The sequence below is a fragment of the Terrabacter sp. NPDC080008 genome (assembly GCF_040702505.1).
In the GTDB taxonomy this organism is placed as follows: Bacteria; Actinomycetota; Actinomycetes; order Actinomycetales; family Dermatophilaceae; genus Terrabacter.
Genome location: NZ_JBFBLC010000001.1, coordinates 154,017 through 174,582 on the forward strand (window position 1 = coordinate 154,017; position 20,566 = coordinate 174,582).

Sequence of the window (20,566 nt, forward strand, 5' to 3'; positions counted from 1 at the left end):
CCTATTGGGCGCGCCGTACCGGAGACTGTCGGCCGCTGGAAGCGAGTTTCAATCCGAGCGCATAGGGGTCCTACGACCGAGGCGACTACTTCGACGTGGGACGCCGCACATGCGCGGAGTGGGTGCATCGACGGTGACGACGGGCCGCCCAGCGAGCTACTTCGTTGGCGGCGGTCGCCGCAGCGACGGTCAGGGTCAGTGCCGTAAGGGCAAGGTCTCCCTTGTTGTGATCCCGTAAACGCATACCCCCCAACGTGCCCCCTGTTGCGAGTTCCAGAACGCGTTTGGGGGCGTTGGATTGAACCCGGCACGACTGCCGCAATCCGCCAGGTCCGCGGTGGTCGTGCAAGGTGCGTCTAACCGCCGCGATGCGCCCACCGTCTGACGGTCGTCCATATCGCTTGGCCCGTCGCGGAGCGTGCCACACTGCACCACATGACCTGACCTGCGATTATCCGGGTTATGGCTCCTTGGGCACCCGTGATTCAGACTTTGGCGTGGATCGCCTTCCTCTCCGTGCTGCTATATGTGGGGCGGTCATCAGTCACTGCCATGGCGGATGCGGTCCGGACTCGAATTTCCGAGGGAAGCGCAGTGAAGGCGACAGGACCCGGAGGACTCTCCCTTGAGCTCAGCGAACGCAACGCTGCCCTGACGGCGGTTCCGCCTGCCGACACTGATGATGCCCGCACTGACGCAACTCCACATCCGGACTGGACCAAGGAACGAACCGAAGTCGCCGCGCGTCAGCGCGGTGTTCACATCGCACATACGGTGGCGCCGAGCAACAAGCGCGGCCAGGAGTTTGACCTGTACGTGTACCTCGTGGGTTGGCGCCGTGACCGCTTCGGTAACCCAAACGACCTCAGCGACATCGCCTTCGCGGAGTTTTATATGGGACCAGCCTGGGGAGACACCGTGATCCGAGTGGAGGGGCGTAAGTCCAAGATCGGTTTTCGGACGGCCTCGCACGCGCCCGCCCTTTGCCTGTGCCGTGTAACGTTCACGGATGGCTATCAAGCGGTAATGAGCCGCTATCTAGATTTCGAAATGGGCAAGGCGATCTCGATTACTGAGTGACTGCCGCAACGTTCTACGACGACACGTCCCGGGTCTTTCCGCCGCGTTAGCGCTACGTGCCAGGAAAACATCTCTGCCACCAGCTATGCCGGTTTCGGTCTTCTGGGTCCGTCTGCCGAGGGCGGTAGGGTCGGAGCCGAAAGCGACCTGAATGCTCCGACGGGGGTCCGGTCTACCGTGCCGCCGGCTACCAAGTCGCGTCCGCCATCTGTCGGGTCCTGCTCAGCGGACCGTTTCAGAGGCGCTGAGCGACACGGTCTCGCTCGTGTGGTGGCACACCGCCTGGTGTTCCGGGGCGACGGTGACGCCGGGCGGCACCTCGACGCTGCAGACCTCGGTTGCGAACCGGCACCTCGTGTGAAAACTGCAGCCGGACGGCGGGTTGATCGGCGATGGCGGATCTCCCTGCAGCACGATGCGTTTGGCGCGGCGCGCCGAGCGCTCGCGGTCGATCGTTGGCGAGGCGGAGAGCAGGGCCTGGCTGTAGGGGTGCGCTGGAGTGGCGAAGAGGTCCGCGGTGGCGGCGGTCTCGACGACGCTGCCGAGATACATGACGGCTGTGCGGTCGCTGATGTGGCGGACGACACCGAGGTCGTGGGCGATGAAGATGACCGCGATCCCGAGCCGCAGCTGCAGGTCGCGCAGGAGGTTCACCACCTGGGCCTGCACGGAGACGTCGAGCGCCGAGACCGGCTCGTCGCAGACGAGCACCTTCGGCTCGAGCGCGATGGCCCGGGCGATGCCGATGCGCTGGCGCTGGCCGCCCGAGAACTGGTGCGGGTAACGGCCCATCATGTCGGGCGAGAGGTTGACCAGGTCGAGCAGCTCGGCCACTCGCTCCCGCACGGCCGCGCCACCGTGGTGGGTGCGGTGCACGCGCAACGGCTCGGCGATGAGGTCGAGCACGCTCATCCTCGGGTTGAGCGAGGTGTAGGGGTCTTGGAAGACCATCTGGATGTCGCGTGTGAGGGCGCGCCGCCGACTGCCGGTGGCTCTGGTCACGTCCTCACCGGCGATCTCGATGGTGCCACTGTCGGGCTGTTCCAGCCCGACGAGCATCCGTGCGAGCGTCGTCTTGCCACACCCGGACTCGCCGACGATGCCGAGCGACTCGCCGCGGTGGACGACGAGGCTGACGTCCCGGACGGCCTTCACGTGTTGGCGGCCACGCCCGGCGGACCCGGTGGTGAACGTCTTGCTGACGTGTGTGGCCCGCAGGGCCGGCTCGGCCACTGGGATCGCGAGGGGGGCCGCGGCGGACTCAGTCGTTGACATCGATGACCTCCAGGGTGCGGAAGCAGGCCGACTCTCGGCCGGGCGCGACCTCCTCGAGCGGTGGGCGACCGGTGCGGCACGTGTCGACCGCCCAGCTGCACCTCGGGTGGAACGGGCACCCCGACGGTTGGGCCGCCGGTCGCGGTGGGCTGCCGGGGATGACTGGCAGGCTGGCACCGATCCGTCCGGCCTGGGGCACCGAGTTGAGCAGCGCCTCGGTGTAGGGGTGGGCCGGACGGTCGAAGAGCGCGTCGGCGGTGGCGCGCTCGACGATGCGGCCGGCATACATGACCGCCACGCTGTCGGCCACCTGGCAGACGACGCCGAGGTCGTGCGTGATGAGCATGATGCCCATGTCCAGTTCGGTCCGAAGCCGGTCGAGCAGCTCGAGGATCTGCGCCTGGACCGTGACGTCCAGGGCCGTCGTGGGCTCGTCGGCGATGAGCAGCTCCGGCTGCAGAGCGATGGCCATCGCGATGAGCAGTCGCTGGCGCATGCCGCCGGAGAACTGGTGGGGGTAGTCGTCGATGCGCGAGCTCGCGCCGGGGATGCCCACGAGCGACAGCATCTCCCCGGCCTGCTTGCGGGCCTCCTTGCGCGAAGCGCCGCGGTGCTGGCGGTACATGTCGCCGATCTGCTCACCGATGGTCAGGACGGGGTTGAGCGCGGACAAGGCGTCTTGGAAGACGAGGCTGACGGTGCTGCCACGCAGCCGGCGCAGCTCCTCCGGCGAGCAGCGCAGCATGTCGGTGCCCGCCACGATGAGCTCGTCGGCGCTGACGTCAGCACCGCTCCCCGAGGTGAGACCCATGATGGCGCGGGCTGTCACCGACTTGCCGGATCCGGACTCGCCGAGTAGGGCGAGGAACTCGCCACGGCGCACGTCCAGGCTGACGTCTCGCACGGCGGGAACCAGCCCGTTGCGGGTGCGGAAGCTGACGTCGAGGCCCCTCAGACGCAGCGCGGCGGTGGACGAGGCATCGCGAGAGCGGACCGCGGAAGCGGGTTCGGCAGACATGTGACCTCCAGACGGGATGCATCCGAGTGTGCCGAAAATTCTCACCCTTGACTAGCCTCTGCCGAATTTCATCGAATCCGTTGACTTTGTCGCCGCATAGTGGTGAGACTTCCAAGAGTCCGGAGCGGCAACGCCGGGACGCCCACCCGTCACAGCGCCCAGGAGGCCCACCGTGCTCGAACCGTCAGAGCAGTACAAGCAGTACCGCTCCTACAGCTATCTCGAAGCGGGTGTCGACTACCCCGACATCCCCATGGCCAAGGAGATCGGCCGCGTCCCCGCGTATGCCGGACTCGACCTCAGCGATGAGCAGCGCGCCCGCACCGAGCGCCTCCTCACCGAGAACGTCGTGATCTCCCTGCACGACCACCCGTCCGTGTTCCCCGAGAACCTCGAGGGCGACCTGCGCGAGTACATCCGCAGCGGCCGCGAGCTGACCGGCTACGAGGGCCTCGCCCGCTCCGGCATGACCGCAGTCTTCGACAACGTCATGGACGGCACCTGCTGCATCAGCAGCGACGGCGGCTGGAAGTGGACCGACGTCCTGCACGACCTCGGCATGCGCATGTCCGACCTCGCCCACCAGGACTACCTCGTCAAGGGCGAGTCCCTCGCGGACATCCGCCAGGCTCACGCGGACGGCACGATGGCGCTCGTCTTCGCCCTCGAGGCCGCCACGATGATCGAGAACGAGGTCGACCGCCTCGACATCCTCTACGGCTTCGGCGTGCGCCAGATCGGCATCGCCTACTCCGAGGCGAACTACCTCGGCAGCGGCCTCAAGGAGCGCGGCGACGGTGGCCTGACCTACTTCGGCGAGCGCGCAGTGACCCGGATGAACAAGCTCGGCCTCACCATCGACCTGTCCCACTCCGGAGACCAGACCTCCCTCGACGTGATCAAGCACTCGAAGAAGCCCGTCTTCATGACCCACTGCGGCTCCCGTGAGGTTTGGCCGACCAACCGGATGAAGCCCGACGCCGTCATCAAGGCGATGGCCGAGCGCGGCGGCGTCATTGGTCTCGAGGCGGCGCCCCACACGACGCTCTCACCGGACCACCCGAAGCACTCGCTCGAGTCGGTCATGGACCACTTCACGCACCTCGTCGACGTCGTCGGCATCGACCACGTCGCCTTCGGGCCCGACACGCTCTTCGGGGACCACGTCGGCCTCCACGACACCTTCAGCAAGAACCTGTCCATCGGCCAGGCCCACGGCCACGTCGAGTACGAGAAGCAGCCCTACGTCGACGGCCTGGAGAACCCCGCCGAGTGCTTCTACAACATCATCGGGTGGCTCGTATCCCACGGCTACTCCGACGACGAGATCGCCGCCGTCGTCAGCGGCAACATCATCCGTGTTCTCGAGGAGGTCTGGTTCTGATGCGTCCTGCACACCTGCTCAAGCGCGGGGTCCTCGCGCTGGCGATCGGCGCCACCACCGTGGCCCTCGCCGCCTGCGCGCCCAGCGCGCCCGGCGAAGCCGCGTCCGGCGGCTCGGGCGGCACCGGCGGCTCGGGCACCGACGTGCTCAACATCGCGACGACGACCGACGTCGTCAACCTCAACCCGATGCTCGGCAACTCCCGCACCGACAGCTGGGTCACGGACCTGATGTACCCCCGGCTGCTCACCATCAACGCGGACGGCTCCAAGCAGCCCTACCTCGCCACGAAGTGGGGCTACAGCAAGGACGGCAAGACCGGCTTCTTCGAGCTGCGTGACGACTTCATGTGGAGCGACGGCACGAAGCTCACGGCCAAGGACGTGGCGTACACCATCAACACGATCAAGACGCAGCAGCCCAAGGGCAACGTCGTCGCCGGCTTCATGACCAACCTCGTCAAGGCGACCGCAGTGTCGGACACCCGGGTCGAGGTGCAGCTGAAGCGCCCCGACAGTGTCGTCATCCCGGAAGTGGGCTTCTGGATGACCGTCGTGCCCGAGCACGTCTTCGGCAAGCAGCCGAAGATGGACGACTTCGCCAACAACTCCGACTGGGTCAGCGCCGGCCCCTACCGACTCTCGAGCATCGCCAAGGGCCAGAGCTACACCCTCGAACGAGTGCCCTCCTACCCCATGGCCCCGGGCGGCAAGCCGACCCTCTCGAAGGTCGTCTTCAAGGTCTACCCCGACGTCAACACCGAGATCCTCGCCCTCCAGAAGGGCGACGTCGACGTCATCGCCAACGCGCTGCCGCCGGCGCAGGTCAAGGGGCTCTCGACGACCATGGGCCTCGAGGTGGCCGACATCCCGGGTCTCGGCTTCACACACATGACCTACAACATGAAGCGCCCGCCGATGAACGACGTCCGGGTCCGCCAGGCGCTCGCACACGCCGTCGACTATGAGGCGATCCGCCAGGTCGCCGTCCAGGGCCAGGCGGTCACGGCCAACAACAGCCCGATCACCGACTCGCTCAAGGAGTGGGCCGACCCCTCGCTCAAGGAGTATGCGTTCGACCCGGAGAAGTCCAAGGCGCTCCTCGCCGAGGCGGGCGTCTCCAACCTCAAGCTCTCGATGATCTACTCCCTCCAGGACCCAGTTGTCGCCGCCTGGGCGACCATGGTCAAGGAGAGCGCGGCCAAGGCCGGCATCACCATCGACCTGCGCGGCCTCGACCGCAACACCTACCTCGCCAAGACCGTCGAGGGTGACTACGACATCTACGCCGGGTCGTTCGCGATCATGGACGAGCCGATCTCCAACATGTCGCTGCAGTACCTGCCGAAGGGCGCCATCAACTACTCCCAGGTCGACGACCCCAAGCTCACCACGCTCATCGAGCAGGCCCAGGGCACCGTCGACGTCAACGAGCAGAAGTCCTTGGTGCAGCAGGCCGCCCGCTACGTCCACGACAACATGATCGACAACATCATTTACGTCCAGAACCTCAAGGTCGCACACAGCGACAAGTGGACCGGGTTCGAGACCAAGCCGAGCGAGCTGCTGTCGATCATCGACCCGCAGTCCCTCGCGAAGGTCACGCGCAAGTAGCCCGTGCCCCCGGCGCGTCCAGCGCGCCGGGGGCTATCCCCCACCCCGCGATCGGAGAGGATCAAGATGCCACCGCTGGTCTGGTTCGTGGCCCGCCGGATCTTCCACGGCGTCGTCACGGTGCTATTCGCCATCACCATCACATTCCTGCTGCTGCGGCTGCTGCCGGGTGACCCCGCCTCGGCGATCGCCAGCACCAACATGGACGCGCAGATGCGCCAAGAGCTCTTGACGAAGTACGGGCTGACCGAGCCGCTTCCGGTGCAGTACTTCAAGTACCTCGGGGAGCTGCTGCAGGGCAACCTCGGCACATCGTTCAGCCAGTCAGAGCCGGTGTCAGACGTCCTGCTGGCCCGGCTGCCCTGGACGCTGCTGCTCACCGGCTCGGCCCTGGTCCTCACGGTGGCGATCGGTGTGCCCTTGGGCGTGCTGGCCGCCACCCACGCTGGCCGCTTCACCGACCGGGCGGTACAGGTGCTCGGAGTCACCGGACAGTCGCTCTTCGTCCCGAGCGTCGGCATCTTCCTGCTCTTCGTCTTCGGCCTCAAGCTGCAGTGGCTGCCCATCGGCGGCGCCTACGACGCGAACGCCTACGGGGGCGCGTGGTACGTCAGCGTCCTTCAGCACCTGGCGCTGCCCTGCCTCAGCCTCGTCCTGGTCTCGCTCGGGTCCTACGTGCTGACGCTGCGCTCAACCCTCATCGACGCCCTCGGCGAGGACTACTGCGAGCTCGCGCGGGCCAAAGGCACGCCCGAGCGGCTCGTCGTCTGGAAGCACGGGCTGCGCAACGCCCTGCTGCCGACCACGACGCTGCTCGGGCTACAGCTCGGCTTCATGGTGGGCGGCGCGGTCCTCACCGAGACGATCTTCGCCTACCCCGGCGTGGGCCGCGCCATCTACGAGTCAGTCATCCGCCTGGACTTCCCAGTCCTGCAGGGCGCCTTCGTCCTGTTGGCGGCGACGGTCGTGCTCGCCAACCTCCTCACCGACCTGGCCTATGGCCTCCTCGACCCACGGGTGCGTACCTCATGACCAGTGTTCTCATCCCCGGTGGTGACGTGGAGAGTCTCGACGAGCCGGTCGGCGACGACGAGCGGGCAGCAGCCGCGACGTGGCGGTCCTTCCGCCACAACCCGATGGGCCTGGCGGCGACGGTGATCCTGGCCCTCCTGGTCGTCGTGGCGGTGTGCGCCCCTCTCATCGCGGACTATCCGGACGGATTCAGCAGCGACGTGCTCGCCCCACCGTCGGGCGCACACTGGTTCGGCACCGACAACCTGGGGCGGGACCTCTTCGCCGAGGTCGTGTGGGGCACCCGCGTCTCGCTCACCGTCGGCTTCTGCGCATCTTTCCTCGCCATCGCCATCGGTGTGGCTGTCGGCCTGCTCGGCGCCTACGTGCCCCGCATCGACACGGTGCTGCGGATGATCGTCGACCTGTCGCTCTCGCTGCCGGTACTGCCGCTCATGATCCTCGTCGCGGCGCTCGCCGGTCCGTCGCTCGGCACGATCATCCTCGTCATCTCCTTCTTCTCCTGGCCGGAGGTGGCCCGCGTCGTGCGCTCTCAGGCGCTCTCCGTGGTCAACCTCCCCTACATGGACGCTGCCCGTGTGCTTGGTGGGCGGCACGGGTGGATCGTGCGGCGGCACCTGCTGCCCGCCGTCGCGCCGGTCATCACCGTCACCGTCGTGCTGACGGCGTCGCGGGCCGTGCTGTCCGAGGCCGGGCTCTCCTTCCTCGGGCTCGGCGACCCGAGCAGCTGGTCGTGGGGACGCATCCTCTACGAGTCGCAGCAGTCTGGATCGATGACGTCGGCATGGTGGACGACCTTCTTCCCGTCCGTCGCCATCCTGCTGCTCGTGGTCGCGGCCACCCTCATCGCCATCGCCTACAACGACGCGCGCAACCTGCGCGGACGGGATTCCTGACATGGCCTTCCGCCAACGCCTCGACGCCGCGGTCCTGCTCCGCATCCAGGAGCGCGTCCGCCGCTCTCTCGCGGCCGAGCAGCTCGACGCCCTGCTCACCGACGACCCGGAAGACGTCGCCTACCTCACGGGCTTCTTCCACCACCCGTGCGAACGTCCCGTAGTCGCCTACCTTCCGGTCGAGGGCGAGACACTCCTGCTGGTCCCGCGCCTCGAAACCGACCACGCCGAGTGGCAACGGGTCCAGGCCAAGGTCGTGGACTACCCCGAGTTCCCGGGCACCGTCGAGCCGATCAGCCACCTCGCCCGCGTGGCGGCGCCACCCGGACGCCTGGGGATCTCGCCCTCGACCTCGATCGAGCGGCTGGCGCTCATCGAGTCCTCCTTCCACGGCGCCCAGGTCACCCCGTCGTATGCCGTCACGCGGGCTCGGTGGGTCAAGGAGCCCGAGGAGCTCACCCTCCACCGCGAGGCCGGGCGGATCACCGACGTCATGCTGCGCCGCGGGGTCGACCTCGTGGTCGACGCCGTCACCCAGGGTTCTCCTCTGCCCACCGAAGCCGAGCTCGCTGCCTTCCTCGGGTCGGTAGGGTCCGGGATCATGGACGCCGAGCACGAGGACGTCGTGGTGATCGGCTTCCGTGCCGGCGGCCTGGTCTACTCGGGGCCCAACAGCGCCCGCCCCCACGGCCTGCCGTCCACCCATCGGCTGCGACCCGGGGAGACCTTCATGCTCTCGCTGGGCTGCGCCGTTGGCGGACGCTACATCGAAGGCGAGCGCACCTTCATCCTCGGTGAGCCGTCGGCCGACCAGCAGCGCTACTACGAGGCCGTCCGCGCTGCCCAGGCCGTCGGTGCGGGCGCTCTACGGCCGGGCCGGACGTGCGCCGAGGCCAACGATGCGTGTCTCCAAGTCATCCGCGACAGCGGTCTCGGTCACTACCTGCAGCACCGGATGGGCCACGGCATCGGCGTCGGCATGCACGAGTCGCCCTGGCTCGAGGACGGCGACCCGACCGTCCTGCAGGAGGGCTTCGTCGTGTCCAACGAGCCCGGCATCTACATCCCCGGGCACGCCGGCTACCGCATCTCCGACTCCATGCAGATCACCGCCGAGGGCGCCCAGCCGCTCACGGCATTCCCCCGCTCGCTCGACGACATCGTCGTGGCCGCCTGAGGCGGCCACCCACCCTGGGAGGTCATGTGTTTCTCGACATCAACGGCAACCGGCTCAACGTCGAGGTGATGGGCCGCGACGACGCGCCGCTGCTCATCGCCCTGCACGGCGCGCCCGGGCTCGGCTCGCTCGCTGAGCCGCGCGCCACGTTCGGCCCGCTCGCCGACGACTTTCGCGTCCTCGTCTTCGACGCCCGCGGGTCCGGACAGAGCGAGGGCAAGGGACCACTGACGCACGAGCAGTGGGCGGCCGACGTCGAGGCACTGCGCGAGTGGGCCGGCGCCGAGCGCTTCGTCATCGCCGGCGGCTCGTACGGCGGGTTCATCTCGATGGAGTACGCCATCCGCCACCCCGAGCGCCTGCTCGCGATGGTGCTGCGCGACACCTCGCCCGACCACGCGAACGAGGAACTGGCCCGAGCCAATGCACTCGCCAGTGCTCGCGTCGAGCTCGACCTCGGCAAGTTCGAGCGGATCATGGACGGCAAGACCCGCGACGACGACGACCTGCGTGCCTGCTGGGCCGAGATCCTCCCTCTCTACGACCACGTTTACGACCCTGCAAGCGTGCAGCGCAAGGTGGAGGCGACCCCGTACCGCTTCGAGACGCACAACTGGGCGTTCACCGAGAACATGCCCACGTACGACATCAAGGACCGGCTTCCCGACGTCACCTGCCCCACCCTCGTCGTCGTCGGTCGGGACGACTGGATCACGCCGGTGGCCTGTAGCGAGACCATCGTTTGCTTGATCCCCAATGCCCGGCTCGAGATCTTCGAGAAGTCGGGGCACTCGCCCCAGGTCGAGGAGGCCGATCGGTTCCAGGCCGTCGTGCGTGAGTTCCTGGCGAGTGTCGCGACACGAGGTGCGGTGCTCTAGGTGTCGACTCCCACCCGTCCGTTCGACGCCCTCGACCGGCAGATCGTCGCCGCGCTCCAGAAGGACGGCCGGGCCAGCTGGACCGAGATCGCCGAGGAGTGCGGCGCGACCCTGCCCACGGTGACGCGACGGGGCCAGAGCCTGCTCGCATCGAGCGCGCTCCGGGTCGGCGTCAGCAGCAACATCAACTCCCCGGGCGAGACCGACCTCTTCATGCTGCGGATCGCCGTCCGGGCGGGGTCACAGGTCACGGTCGCCAGGGCGCTGGCGCGCCGGACCGATCTGCGCTTCCTGTGCCTCGTGACCGGCGGCAGCGACCTGCTCGCCGAGCTCGTCTGCCGCCGCACCGACTCGCTTCACGTCCGGCAGATCAACGAGATCCTCGCGATCGACGGGGTCGAGGCCTGCGAGAGCGACCTCGTGCTGCACGCCTACAAGGTCTCGCAGCACTGGGCCCAGGGTGCGACCTCGTCGCGCGAGTCCGCGAGCGACGAGATCCAGCCGCCGCACGTGTGCGACCCGTCGCACTTCGACGAGACCGACCTGGCGATCCTGCACGAGCTGCGTACCGACGGTCGCGCCAGCTTCCGCTCCGTCGCCGACTCCATCGGCGTCAACGAGAGCACTGTGCGGCGCCGCTTCGAGGCGATGCGCGACCGGGGCTGCGCGTGGGTGCTCACCCTCGTCGCGGCGTCGGTGCTCGGCTTCGAGTCGGAGATCGTCCTGAACATCTCGGTGCAGCCGAAGCGAATCGACGACATCGCCCACGAGCTGTCCTCCTACGTCGGCGTGCGCTATCTCGCCGCGACGCTGAACGGCAATCTCATGTGCGAGCTGATCATGCCGTCGAGCAAGGACGTCTTTGAGTTCATGACTCAAGGGCTCGGTCGCATCGACGGCGTCCTCGGCTGGACCGCGAGCGTTGAACTACTCACTGTCAAGCGCGGTTTCCTCGAAACGCCATGGTGGCTCGAGACCGTGGGTGGGTCCCCGTTGACGCCATGACGAGCGGGGACGCTCGCGGGGAGGTTTGAGGGCGCGACGTTCAATGCGAGGGGGTGCCAACAGCGAATCCCCCGACCGTACGGTCGGGGGATTCGTTGAGAACCGGGCTCAGCCGGTGCGGGTCTCTGTGGTTCAGATGCCCTTGACCTTCTCGGCCTGCGGGCCCTTCGGACCCTGCGTCACATCGAACTCGACCTTCTGGCCCTCCTGCAGCTCGCGGTAGCCGCCGCTCTCGATGGCCGAGTAGTGAACGAAGACATCGGCGCCGCCGCCGTCCTGCTCAATGAAGCCGAAGCCCTTTTCGCTGTTGAACCACTTGACGGTGCCTGTTGCCACTGGTGTTGCCTCTTCTGGTCTGCGAGGTCTCCCGTGTGGAGACCTCAGAATGCCGATGGATCACCACGAGCGCCGCAGGCGAGAGCTCGCGCGCCGGCGCGTGGTGCCCGATCCGAACTTCGAGGACCGGGACGACATCCGTGAACGACGCTAGCAGCACCCGTGCCCGGCCGCCTGCCCAGCACAGCGGCGAGCAGCCGTGCTGGCGCCCCAATTAGCAGCCGGAGCGCCGCCCGTCGTGGTTGTGCATGCGGTGACTCGAGCAGAACAGTCGAGTCCCTCGTTCCAGCGCAGACACCGAGCAGGGCCTGGAGATGTCGGCTGCCAGAGTGGGCCCGTGACGACGAGACTGCGCGCCATCCCTGTCGACCGGATGCACCTGTGGCTCATGCTGGCCCTCACCTTCACCACCGGCATCAACGACGCCGTGGGCTACCTGGGCCTCAACAAGGTCTTCACCGGCAACATGACCGGCAATGTCGTCGTCCTCGGCATGGCCCTCGCTGGCGGCACAGGCCTGCCGGTGCTCGGCCCGGCACTGGCGCTCGTGGGCTTCGTGGCCGGCGCCGCCGTGGGCGGGCGGGCGCTGAGAGGCGAGCAGGCGCCGTGGAGCGGACGCGTCACGCTTCTGCTCGGCCTCGTCTCGGTCATCATGCTCGCGCTGGCCACGGCGCTCCTCGCGCTGGGAGGCACTCCGGGCGAGTCGGTCATGGTCGGCGCGACCACGGCGGCCGCGGTCGCCATGGGTGTGCAGGCAGCGACCGCGCGACACCTGGCCGTCAAGGACGTCACGACCGTCGTCGTCACGAGCACCCTGACCGGCCTGGCCGCCGACAGTGTCCTCGGCTCGGGCAAGGCCTCGTGGCGCGGGGCCGGCACCGCGCGGCGCGGCCTCGCCGTCGTCCTCATCCTGCTCGGGGCGCTCGTCGGCGCGCTGCTGCTCCAGGCGCAGCTGGGCCTGGGCCTGCTCGTCACCGGCGTGCTCATCGGCGCCGCCACGCTCGTCGGCGCGTGGCACGACCGCGCCCACCGGCCGACGCTGCCGGCTGTGACCGACTGACCCACTGCCGGTGCGGCCGTAGGCCCGCGAGCCACACGGCATACCCCTGCTTGTGTTCCCAGCGATTCAGGGCGAGACGCTGGCCTAGATGCCGGCACGCGACACCATGGAGTTGGGACCGGTGAGGTGGTCGATGGACTCCGGAAGGTTGACCACGATGACTCTGGAACGGCTGCGCATCGACGAGCTCGCCAACGCGTGGGTGGGCGATCGGAACACGCCGTTCCAGCTGGGCCTGCTCGGGGTGTTCGACGCTGGGCCGTGGGCCCGACCCGACGGCACCGTCGACGTGGAGGGGCTCCGACACGAGCTCGCGCTCCGTGCGCGGGGCCTGAACGTGCTGAACCGGCGGGTGCTGTGGACCCGGCCCTGGCAGGGACGACCTGTCTGGGTGCGCGACCCGCATTTCGACGCGGCGCAGCACGTGCTGGTCAGCACCCTGCCGGCGGGCGAGGACCTCGCGACGTGGGCCGCCAACCGGTGCGTCAGACCGCTCCCGCTGGACCGGCCGCTGTGGCGGCCCGAGGTCATCGGCGGACTGCCCGCGGGGCGGTATGCCGTCCTGATCGTCGTGCACCACATCCTCGCTGACGGTCTGGCTGGGGTACGTCTGGTCGGCTCGCTGCTCGACCCGACCCCCGACGCGCCGCACCCTGACCAGGACCCCGTCACCGGGCCGCCCACACCATCACCGCGCGCGCTGGTCCGCGACTGGCTGCACGCCGGCGTCCGTCCTCGCGTGCGTGCGCCATCCGCAACTGAGGCTCCTGCCGGGAGCGCCCGCCAGCCGATCGCGGGCCTTCGTCAGGCGTGGGAGGGCTTCCGCGTCCCGCTGCCGGCCACCTCGCTGCCGCGCCGAGTCGGCCCCAGGCGCGTCATGACGGTCGCCACCCAGGACCTCGAAACGGCCCGACGCACCGGACACGCCCTCGGGGTGACCATCAACGACCTGGTCCTGGCCGTGGTCACCGACGGGATGCGCGGCCTGCTGGCGGCGCGTGGGGACGACCTCGACGGGATCTTCCTGCGCGCCACCGTGCCGGTCGCCACGAGTGCCACCGGCCAGGCGATGGGCATGATCGTGGTCGACCTCCCCGTCGGCGAGTCGGACCCGCTGCGACGACTGGCGGAGATCAGCACAGCGACGAGCGAACGCAAAGCGCGGCTTCGGGCCAGCGGCGGCGCGGTCACCGACATCCTCCACGTGCCACTGCCTGTGGCCTGGGCGGTCGTCCGCTGGGGTCGCCGGGTCGGCAGCAGGCGCGTGAACCTGTCCGTCAGCGACCTCCCCGGCCCGTCCACCCCGCTCTGGCTCGCCGGGTCACGCATGCTGCAGGTCGTGCCGGTGGCCCCTCTCGTCCCCTTGGTGCCGATCAGCGTCGCGGCCCTGTCGTATGCCGGGACGCTGACCATCACCGTCAACGCCGACGCCGCCCTGGGCGAGCTCGAGGTGCTCGGTGAGGCGATGCGGGGATCGCTCGTCGGATACGCGCGGCTGTCCAGCCATTCCACGTGATTCGGCCGCCGACGACGAGGCGTGCGGTCACAATGCCGTTCGTGACGACTGACCCATTTTGGGCGACTGCGCGCCGTGACCTCTCCGGCGCGGGTAGCCCGATGAGCCGACGCAGGAGAAGGGGCAGCGCCATCGGCAGCGTGACGCTCCTCGTCGTCGGCCTGCTGCTCTCGTGGGTCATCGGGTCGAACCTGCACTCAGCCGACCCGTATCCCGACGGGCAGACCCTGCACGGGACCGTCGTCGCGCTCGACCACAGCTCGCGCCTCACGAAACGCGGGAAGGTCACGGCGTGCACGGTCGAAGTCGAGTTCGTGTTCCGGGGAGCGACCGCCCGGGCCCGTGCCGGCCATGCGAGTGGCGAGGAGTGCGCCCTGATGGGCCAGCCGCTCGACGTGTCCGTCCGCGCCTCAGACCCCCGCACCGCCCGCGTCCTTATCTCCGGGGACCGGCCGACGCTGGTCGTGGCCGAGTACTTCGCGTGGCTGATCCTCGCCGTCGGAGCCTGGAGGTGCCTGGTCCTGCTCGCCTACGCCATCACCGGCGGTGCTGGGGCCCCGAAGAGACGCCGGTTGCCGACCACCGGCTCCGAGGTTCGCGTCGTTGCGCTCACCGAGGATCCCCGAGACGGGTGAGTCGGGCGCCGGCCCGCCGACGTGGACGCGTTCGTGGCGATGCTGCGCCGGTTCAACACCGACCTGGAGATTCTCGACGACCGCCCCTGGCCCCACAGCTGACCCACGCAGCTGACCCACGCAGCTGACCCGGCGCCGCTGAGCAACAACGACGCCACACGCGTACGCCAAGCCCAACCCATCCAACGAGAGGCAAGATGGGGGCACGGTCCCGCCCCAGGGAGGTCAGCCTGATCCAGCCCACCCCCACGCCGATGGCCCGCGCCGCCCTGCGCTGGTCGCTGGGCCACGCCCTGCCGCGCACCGCGCTGCGACGAGCCGCCGAGCAGGGCGACCTCCACGGCCGGATGTTCGTGGCCAGCCAGTCCGGTGGGCGGGAGGCGCTCGAGCCGGTGCTGAGCGAGCTGCGCGCCCACACCCCCTTCTACCGCGGCAAGTTCGCCTCGGTCACGGCCGACCACGCTGCCGTGCGGGCCCTGCTGTCCAACCCGGACGCCGGCGCCCGCTTCCGCGCCGACGGGCAAGGCACCCTGGCGCGCCTGCAGGCGTGGGCCATGGAGGACGCGCCGCTCGGCCCCCTCACCCCGCCCTCCCTGCTCGTCACCGAGCCCCCGGACCACACCCGCTACCGCAAGCTCGTGTCGCGGGTCTTCACCGCCCGGGCGGTCGAGAGGTTGCGCAGCCGCACCCAGCAGATCGCCACCGAGCTCCTCGACCGCATCGACCCGAAGACCCCGACCGACCTCGTCGCGGCGTACTGCGGCCTGCTCCCGGTCACTGTGATCGCGGAGATCCTCGGCATCCCGGCGCGCGACCGCGACAAGGTGCTCCGGCTGGGTGCCGCGGCCGCGCCGAGCCTCGACCTCGGCCTGCCCTGGACGACCTTCCGCCACGTCGAGTCCGCGCTGCGCGAGTTCGACCAGTGGCTCGGGCAGCACCTCGAGGACCTGCGTCGATGCCCGGGCGACGACCTGCTCAGTCAGCTCGTCGTCGCCCAGGAGGACGGGGTGGGCCTCACCGAGGTCGAGCTGCGATCCACCGCCGGGCTGGTGCTCGCCGCCGGCTTCGAGACCACCGTGAACCTCCTCGGCAACGGCATCACGCTGCTCGCCGGCAACTCCGACCAGCGCGCGCTGCTCGCCGAACGGCCGGACCTGTGGCCCAACGCCGTCGACGAGGTGCTGCGGCTCGACCCGCCGGTGCTCCTCACCGGGCGGATGGCCATGGCCGACACCGAGGTCGCGGGCGTCCCGATGCCGCGCGGCTCCGTCATGGTGGCGCTGCTGGCCGGCGCCAACCGTGACCCCCGGGTCTTCCCCGAGCCCGACGCGTTCGACGTCGAGCGGCCCAACGCCCGCGAGCACCTCTCCTTCTCCGGCGGGCGGCACTTCTGCCTCGGGGCGGCGCTGGCCCGGATGGAGGGCGAGGTCGGGCTGCGCAGCCTCTTCGAGCGCTACCCCGACGCGCGCGTCGAGGGCGGCGCCGTGCGCCGGAGCACCCGCATCCTGCGCGGCTACGAGCGCCTTCCCGTGACGCTCAGCCCCTGACCTCGGCCGCCTGCCCCCTGCCCCGGCGGCACACCACTCAGGATCCACCCAGCGTTCCGTTACACCTCCGACACCTGCGGGCCGGGCCGATGCGCGAGCATCGTCACCATGACACCAGCCGAGGGGCCGGGCCTCTCCGTCGAGGACGCCAACCCCATCGCCGCCGAGCACTACGGCGCCAAGACGCTGGCGGTCGAGCCGGGTGGGATCGAGCAGATTCCCGAGAGTGAGCGGCACGGCAGGCCGATCAACCTCCTGTGGACCTGGATGAGCCCGAACCTCGAGTTCGCGACCGTCGCCGTGGGCATCATCGGGCCGCTCTTCTTCGGCCTCTCCTTCGGCCAGACGCTGGGTGCGATCGTCCTTGGCACGGTCCTGGGCTCGGCGACGCACGGCGTCCTGTCGAGCTGGGGCCCGCAGCACGGCCTGGCGCAGATGGTGCTCTCGCGCACCGGTTTCGGCTACCGCGGCAACATCCTGCCCGCGGGGCTCAACGCACTGGTCGCCGGCATCGGCTGGTTCGCCGTCAACAGCATCAGCGGCGCCCTCGCCCTGCACGCCCTCGTGGGCGGCCTGCCCACGTGGGTCTGCCTGGTCGTCGTGGTCGCCGCGCAGCTGCTCATCGCCTTCCTCGGGCACAACCTCGTCCACGCCTTCGAGCGCTATGCGCTGCCGCTGCTCGCGGTCGTCTTCGCCCTCGGCCTCTACTACGTCTTCTCGAAGGCCGACCTGGGCGCGGCGGGCAAGCCGGTCCCCGGCGCCTTCCTCATCCAGACCGCTGCGGCGTTCGGCTACGCCTGCGGGTGGAACCCGTACGCATCCGACTACACGCGCTACCTGCCGCGGACGTCGCGGTCCAGGACCGTCGGGTTGTATGCCGCCCTCGGCATCACCATCTCGTGCGTGCTCCTCGAGGCGGCCGGCGCCGCGATGGTCACCGCCGCGGGCAAGACCGCCGCTGTCGACCCGGGCGTCTACACCGGGCTCATGCCGACCTGGCTGGGCGACCTCACCCTCCTCTGCATCGCCCTGGGGGCCGTCGCGGCCAACGCGCTCAACGTCTACTCCGGCGCCATGTCGTTCCTCGCCCTCGGCATCCACCTGCCGCCGCACCGGGCCCGCGCCATCGTCGCGATCGTCTTCGGCGTGCTCGGACTCGTTCTCGCGCTCTTCGGCCTCGCGAACGCCGGCACCAACTACGAGAACTTCCTCCTCGTCATCGCCTACTGGATCGGCCCGTGGCTCGGCGTCGTCCTGACCGACCGCTTCCTCCGCCGAGGCGACCCCCGGGCCGAGGTGACCGCGATCGCCACCGACCGCCGCTACGTCAACTGGGCCGGGTCCATCGCTATGTTCGTGGCCATGGTCGTCTCGATCTGGCTCTTCTCCAACCAGACGCTCTACACCGGCGTCGTCCCCCAGGCGAGCCCCGGCGTCGGTGACATCACCTTCCTCGTCGGGTTCGTCCTCGCCGGGGGGTTGTATGCCGTCCTGCGGCGTCTGCTGCCCACCCGCACCTCCGCGGGGGTGACGGCATGAGCGTCACGCCGTCCGCCGGGTCCGACGCCGACCGCGAGATGCTCGCCGTCGCCCTAGCCGAGGCACGGGCGGGGCTGGCCGAGGGCGGCATCCCGATCGGCGGGGCGCTCTTCGCCGCTGACGGCACGCTGCTCGGCCGCGGCCGCAACCGCCGCGTCCAGGAGGACGACCCCTCCATCCACGGCGAGACGGACGCCTTCCGCAAGGCCGGCCGGCAGCGCTCCTACCGCGGCACGACGATGGTGACGACGCTGTCGCCCTGCTGGTACTGCTCCGGGCTGATCCGCCAGTTCGGCATCAGCCGGCTGGTCGTCGGCGAGTCCCGGACCTTCACCGGTGGGCACGACTGGCTCGCGCAGGACGCCGGAGTCGAAGTGGTCCTGCTCGACGACCCCGACTGCGTGCAGATGATGACCGACTTCATCGCGGCGCGCCCCGACCTGTGGAACGAGGACATCGGCGTCGACTGACGTCGCCTTCGGCTGGTTGCGAGCGCGTTCCCCGGCGAGACGGGCAGGGCCGGGAGCATCCTGATCCAATGGCAACCAGCACGTCGCCGAGGGCCCTGGCCATCCCCCTGGCCGGGTTCGTCGCCGGCGCGGTCGTCGCCCTGCTCGTCGGGGTGTTCGGCACGGTCCACGACCCGACCCTCGCGGGCACGACGACGTTCGGCTTCCGCACGGTCATCGACATGAAGGTCGTGCTGTCCGTGGTGATCGGGGTCCTCGCCGTGCTCCAGCTCGTCGGGGCGCTCTGGATCTACGGCAGGCTCGGCGCCGCCGCCCCCTCGTGGGCCGGGACCGCCCACCGGATCTCCGGGATCGTCGCTGTCGTGCTCATCGTCGTGGTCGCCTACCACTGCCTCTGGGCGCTGGGCCTGGAGACCGGCACGTTCGCCGCCGGCGGATCCGTGCCGACCCGCACCGTCGTGCACGGGGTCCTCGGCTGCGTCCTGATCGGCGCCGTGGTGGTCAAGGTGGTGGCGGTCCGGTCGCACAGTGCACCGGGGTGGTTCCTCCCCGTGGCCGGCGGCCTGCTCTTCGCCCTCATCGTCGCCGTCGTGCTGACCTCGGCGGGCTGGTACATCGCCGCCAACGGCTGGCCCGGCACGGGCGGCTACGGCTGACCCCACAGGCCGCATACCGGTCCTCCGTCGCTGTCACTACGCTCTCCCCTGCACATCGGGTGTCCGCATGTGCAGGCCGCCTCCCGCGCGGTGGCCGCGTCGACCAAGCCTCGAGGAGAACCGTGCTGGCCAAGTTCCCAGGACGCTGTACGCGTTGTCAGTCCCCCATCCGGGTCGGCGACGAGATCGTCGGCGCGGGCAAGAACGGCACTGGCTGGGCACACGTCGACTGCGGGAGCGAGCTTGCGCTGCCTGGCCTGGCCACGCAGACGTCGGCACCGTCGAAGACGCCGCGGGCCAAGGCGGCGGGCACGGTGCGCGCGCCGAAGCCAGCGATGGTCGCTCCCGACGGCGCGACGTTCGTCTACACCGACGGCGCGTGCTCCGGGAACCCCGGCCCCGGCGGCTGGGCCTGGGCGATCGACCACGACCGCTTCGCGTCGGGCTCGGAGCGCCCCAGCACGAACCAGCGGATGGAGATCCGTGCCGCGCTCGAGGCCGTCACCGCGATCCCCGGTCCGCTCGTCGTCGTGAGCGACTCGACGTATGTTGTCAACTGCTTCCGCGACAAGTGGTGGGACGGCTGGCTCAAGCGCGGCTGGACCACCTCCGCGAAGAAACCGGTTGCCAACCGTGACCTGTGGGAGCCGCTCGTGCTCGCCGTCCAGGAGCGCGGCGACGTCGCGTTCCAGTGGGTCAAGGGCCACTCGGGCCACGAGATGAACGACCTCGTCGACCAGCTCGCCGTGGCCGCCAGCCTCGGCAAGGACTGACGGCGCGCAACCCTGCCGGCGTCGGCGGTGCATGCGAGGGTTGGACGCGTGAGTGACGATCTGCCCACGCTGACGCTGGCCGACCGGGCCGCCTGGCGCGCCTGGCTCTCCGAGCACGACGGTGACGAGCGCGGCGTGTGGCTGACGCTGGCCAAGAAGGGCGCTTCCGAGCCGACGAGCCTCACCTACGACGAGGCGCTCGAGGAAGCGCTGTGCCACGGGTGGATCGACGGGCAGCTGCGCGGTGGCGACGCATACAGCTATCGGCAGCGCTTCACCCCGCGCACGGCGCGCAGCGGGTGGTCCAAGCGCAACGTCGCGATCGCCGAGCGGCTCATCGCGGAGGGGCGCATGGCGGCGTCGGGACTCGCCGCAGTGGAACGGGCCAGGGCCGACGGTCGGTGGGACGCGGCATACGCGGGACAGGCGAGCATCGAGGTGCCGAGCGATCTCGCCGCGGCACTCGACGCCGACCCTGCCGCCCGGGAGATGTTCGAGAGCCTCAACGGGCGCAACCGCTACGCCGTGCTCTACCGCGTCGAGACGGCCAAGCGTGCCGACACGCGGAGCCGACGCATCGAGCAGCTCGTCGCGATGCTCGCCCGGGGAGAGACCATCCATCCGAACGGCACCAGGGCGCAGCAGGAGCCGCGCGACGCCTAGCCCGACGCGCGCG

The 20,566-nt window shown here is 69.6% G+C and carries 20 protein-coding genes; 17 read left to right on the forward strand and 3 right to left on the reverse strand.

All coding sequences use genetic code 11. The features are described 5' to 3' along the window. Window positions 1-594 precede the first annotated feature (594 nt). Complete coding sequence (locus tag AB0316_RS00735; RefSeq protein WP_366269591.1) at window positions 595-1,080, forward strand: pYEATS domain-containing protein; 486 nt, start codon at window positions 595-597, stop codon at window positions 1,078-1,080. A gap of 222 nt (window positions 1,081-1,302) precedes the next feature. Here the strand turns inward: AB0316_RS00735 and AB0316_RS00740 are convergent, their stop codons facing one another. Together AB0316_RS00740 and AB0316_RS00745 are read right to left on the reverse strand one after the other, a co-directional pair. After that, window positions 1,303-2,355 (reverse strand): oligopeptide/dipeptide ABC transporter ATP-binding protein, encoded by a 1,053-nt coding sequence (locus AB0316_RS00740; protein WP_366269593.1) that lies wholly within the window; start codon window positions 2,353-2,355, stop codon window positions 1,303-1,305. Then, window positions 2,342-3,373, reverse strand: a complete 1,032-nt coding sequence (locus AB0316_RS00745) for an ABC transporter ATP-binding protein (protein WP_366269594.1) — start codon at window positions 3,371-3,373, stop codon at window positions 2,342-2,344. Before AB0316_RS00745 ends, AB0316_RS00740 begins: the two co-directional genes overlap by 14 nt. Before the next feature lie 172 nt (window positions 3,374-3,545). Here AB0316_RS00745 and AB0316_RS00750 point away from each other — a divergent pair, with 172 nt between their 5' ends. The 7 genes from AB0316_RS00750 (at window position 3,546) to AB0316_RS00780 (ending at window position 11,358) form a co-directional block, all read left to right on the forward strand. Beyond that, window positions 3,546-4,757, forward strand: coding sequence for a membrane dipeptidase (locus AB0316_RS00750; RefSeq protein ID WP_366269596.1), 1,212 nt, complete (start codon window positions 3,546-3,548; stop codon window positions 4,755-4,757). Then, window positions 4,757-6,370, forward strand: a complete 1,614-nt coding sequence (locus AB0316_RS00755) for an ABC transporter substrate-binding protein (protein WP_366269598.1) — start codon at window positions 4,757-4,759, stop codon at window positions 6,368-6,370. The genes AB0316_RS00750 and AB0316_RS00755 overlap by 1 nt, the downstream gene beginning before the upstream one ends. 66 nt (window positions 6,371-6,436) lie before the next feature. After that, complete coding sequence (locus AB0316_RS00760) at window positions 6,437-7,402, forward strand: ABC transporter permease (RefSeq protein ID WP_366269599.1); 966 nt, start codon at window positions 6,437-6,439, stop codon at window positions 7,400-7,402. Then, a complete protein-coding gene (locus AB0316_RS00765; protein ID WP_366269601.1) occupies window positions 7,399-8,298 on the forward strand; it encodes an ABC transporter permease in 900 nt (299 codons plus the stop codon). The genes AB0316_RS00760 and AB0316_RS00765 overlap by 4 nt, the downstream gene beginning before the upstream one ends. Window position 8,299: 1 nt before the next feature. Beyond that, window positions 8,300-9,475 carry a Xaa-Pro peptidase family protein gene (locus tag AB0316_RS00770; RefSeq protein ID WP_366269603.1) on the forward strand — a complete coding sequence of 392 codons (1,176 nt, stop codon included), beginning with the start codon at window positions 8,300-8,302 and terminating at the stop codon, window positions 9,473-9,475. A 26-nt stretch (window positions 9,476-9,501) separates the two neighbouring features. Further along, window positions 9,502-10,353, forward strand: a complete 852-nt coding sequence (locus tag AB0316_RS00775; protein WP_366269605.1) for an alpha/beta hydrolase — start codon at window positions 9,502-9,504, stop codon at window positions 10,351-10,353. Then, window positions 10,354-11,358 carry an Lrp/AsnC family transcriptional regulator gene (locus AB0316_RS00780; protein ID WP_366269607.1) on the forward strand — a complete coding sequence of 335 codons (1,005 nt, stop codon included), beginning with the start codon at window positions 10,354-10,356 and terminating at the stop codon, window positions 11,356-11,358. A gap of 132 nt (window positions 11,359-11,490) precedes the next feature. Here the strand turns inward: AB0316_RS00780 and AB0316_RS00785 are convergent, their stop codons facing one another. Then, window positions 11,491-11,694 carry a cold-shock protein gene (locus tag AB0316_RS00785; protein ID WP_009777120.1) on the reverse strand — a complete coding sequence of 68 codons (204 nt, stop codon included), beginning with the start codon at window positions 11,692-11,694 and terminating at the stop codon, window positions 11,491-11,493. Between the two features lie 337 nt (window positions 11,695-12,031). On the opposite strand from AB0316_RS00785, the gene AB0316_RS00790 reads away from it, so the two are divergent. The 9 genes from AB0316_RS00790 (at window position 12,032) to AB0316_RS00830 (ending at window position 20,553) form a co-directional block, all read left to right on the forward strand. Continuing rightward, window positions 12,032-12,754, forward strand: coding sequence for a YoaK family protein (locus AB0316_RS00790; RefSeq protein ID WP_366269609.1), 723 nt, complete (start codon window positions 12,032-12,034; stop codon window positions 12,752-12,754). Between the two features lie 157 nt (window positions 12,755-12,911). After that, on the forward strand, window positions 12,912-14,270 hold the full coding sequence (locus AB0316_RS00795) for a wax ester/triacylglycerol synthase domain-containing protein (RefSeq protein WP_366269610.1): 1,359 nt from the start codon (window positions 12,912-12,914) through the stop codon (window positions 14,268-14,270). A gap of 41 nt (window positions 14,271-14,311) precedes the next feature. Continuing rightward, entirely contained in the window at window positions 14,312-14,905 is a 594-nt protein-coding gene (locus AB0316_RS00800) for a hypothetical protein (protein ID WP_366269612.1), read from the forward strand. A gap of 197 nt (window positions 14,906-15,102) precedes the next feature. Continuing rightward, window positions 15,103-16,452, forward strand: a complete 1,350-nt coding sequence (locus AB0316_RS00805) for a cytochrome P450 (RefSeq protein ID WP_366269614.1) — start codon at window positions 15,103-15,105, stop codon at window positions 16,450-16,452. A 108-nt stretch (window positions 16,453-16,560) separates the two neighbouring features. Further along, window positions 16,561-17,991: a cytosine permease gene (locus AB0316_RS00810; protein WP_366269616.1), complete on the forward strand. Its 1,431-nt coding sequence runs from the start codon at window positions 16,561-16,563 to the stop codon at window positions 17,989-17,991. Then, on the forward strand, window positions 17,988-18,461 hold the full coding sequence (locus AB0316_RS00815) for a nucleoside deaminase (RefSeq protein WP_366269618.1): 474 nt from the start codon (window positions 17,988-17,990) through the stop codon (window positions 18,459-18,461). Before AB0316_RS00810 ends, AB0316_RS00815 begins: the two co-directional genes overlap by 4 nt. 68 nt (window positions 18,462-18,529) lie before the next feature. Continuing rightward, window positions 18,530-19,117, forward strand: coding sequence for a DUF6529 family protein (locus AB0316_RS00820; RefSeq protein WP_366269619.1), 588 nt, complete (start codon window positions 18,530-18,532; stop codon window positions 19,115-19,117). 122 nt (window positions 19,118-19,239) lie between these two features. Further along, window positions 19,240-19,890 carry a ribonuclease H gene (locus AB0316_RS00825; protein ID WP_366269621.1) on the forward strand — a complete coding sequence of 217 codons (651 nt, stop codon included), beginning with the start codon at window positions 19,240-19,242 and terminating at the stop codon, window positions 19,888-19,890. A gap of 48 nt (window positions 19,891-19,938) precedes the next feature. Beyond that, complete coding sequence (locus AB0316_RS00830; RefSeq protein WP_366269623.1) at window positions 19,939-20,553, forward strand: YdeI/OmpD-associated family protein; 615 nt, start codon at window positions 19,939-19,941, stop codon at window positions 20,551-20,553. Window positions 20,554-20,566 lie beyond the last annotated feature (13 nt).

What these genes read in the sequence shown, in the direction of transcription:
- AB0316_RS00740 (WP_366269593.1), bottom strand. Translation starts at nt 2,355, where the DNA reads ATGTCAACGACTGAGTCCGCCGCGGCCCCCCTCGCGATCCCAGTGGCC.
- AB0316_RS00745 (WP_366269594.1), bottom strand. Translation starts at nt 3,373, where the DNA reads ATGTCTGCCGAACCCGCTTCCGCGGTCCGCTCTCGCGATGCCTCGTCC.
- AB0316_RS00755 (WP_366269598.1), top strand. Translation starts at nt 4,757, where the DNA reads ATGCGTCCTGCACACCTGCTCAAGCGCGGGGTCCTCGCGCTGGCGATC.
- AB0316_RS00760 (WP_366269599.1), top strand. Translation starts at nt 6,437, where the DNA reads ATGCCACCGCTGGTCTGGTTCGTGGCCCGCCGGATCTTCCACGGCGTC.
- AB0316_RS00765 (WP_366269601.1), top strand. Translation starts at nt 7,399, where the DNA reads ATGACCAGTGTTCTCATCCCCGGTGGTGACGTGGAGAGTCTCGACGAG.
- AB0316_RS00770 (WP_366269603.1), top strand. Translation starts at nt 8,300, where the DNA reads ATGGCCTTCCGCCAACGCCTCGACGCCGCGGTCCTGCTCCGCATCCAG.
- AB0316_RS00795 (WP_366269610.1), top strand. Translation starts at nt 12,912, where the DNA reads ATGACTCTGGAACGGCTGCGCATCGACGAGCTCGCCAACGCGTGGGTG.
- AB0316_RS00805 (WP_366269614.1), top strand. Translation starts at nt 15,103, where the DNA reads ATGGGGGCACGGTCCCGCCCCAGGGAGGTCAGCCTGATCCAGCCCACC.
- AB0316_RS00810 (WP_366269616.1), top strand. Translation starts at nt 16,561, where the DNA reads ATGACACCAGCCGAGGGGCCGGGCCTCTCCGTCGAGGACGCCAACCCC.
- AB0316_RS00815 (WP_366269618.1), top strand. Translation starts at nt 17,988, where the DNA reads ATGAGCGTCACGCCGTCCGCCGGGTCCGACGCCGACCGCGAGATGCTC.
- AB0316_RS00820 (WP_366269619.1), top strand. Translation starts at nt 18,530, where the DNA reads ATGGCAACCAGCACGTCGCCGAGGGCCCTGGCCATCCCCCTGGCCGGG.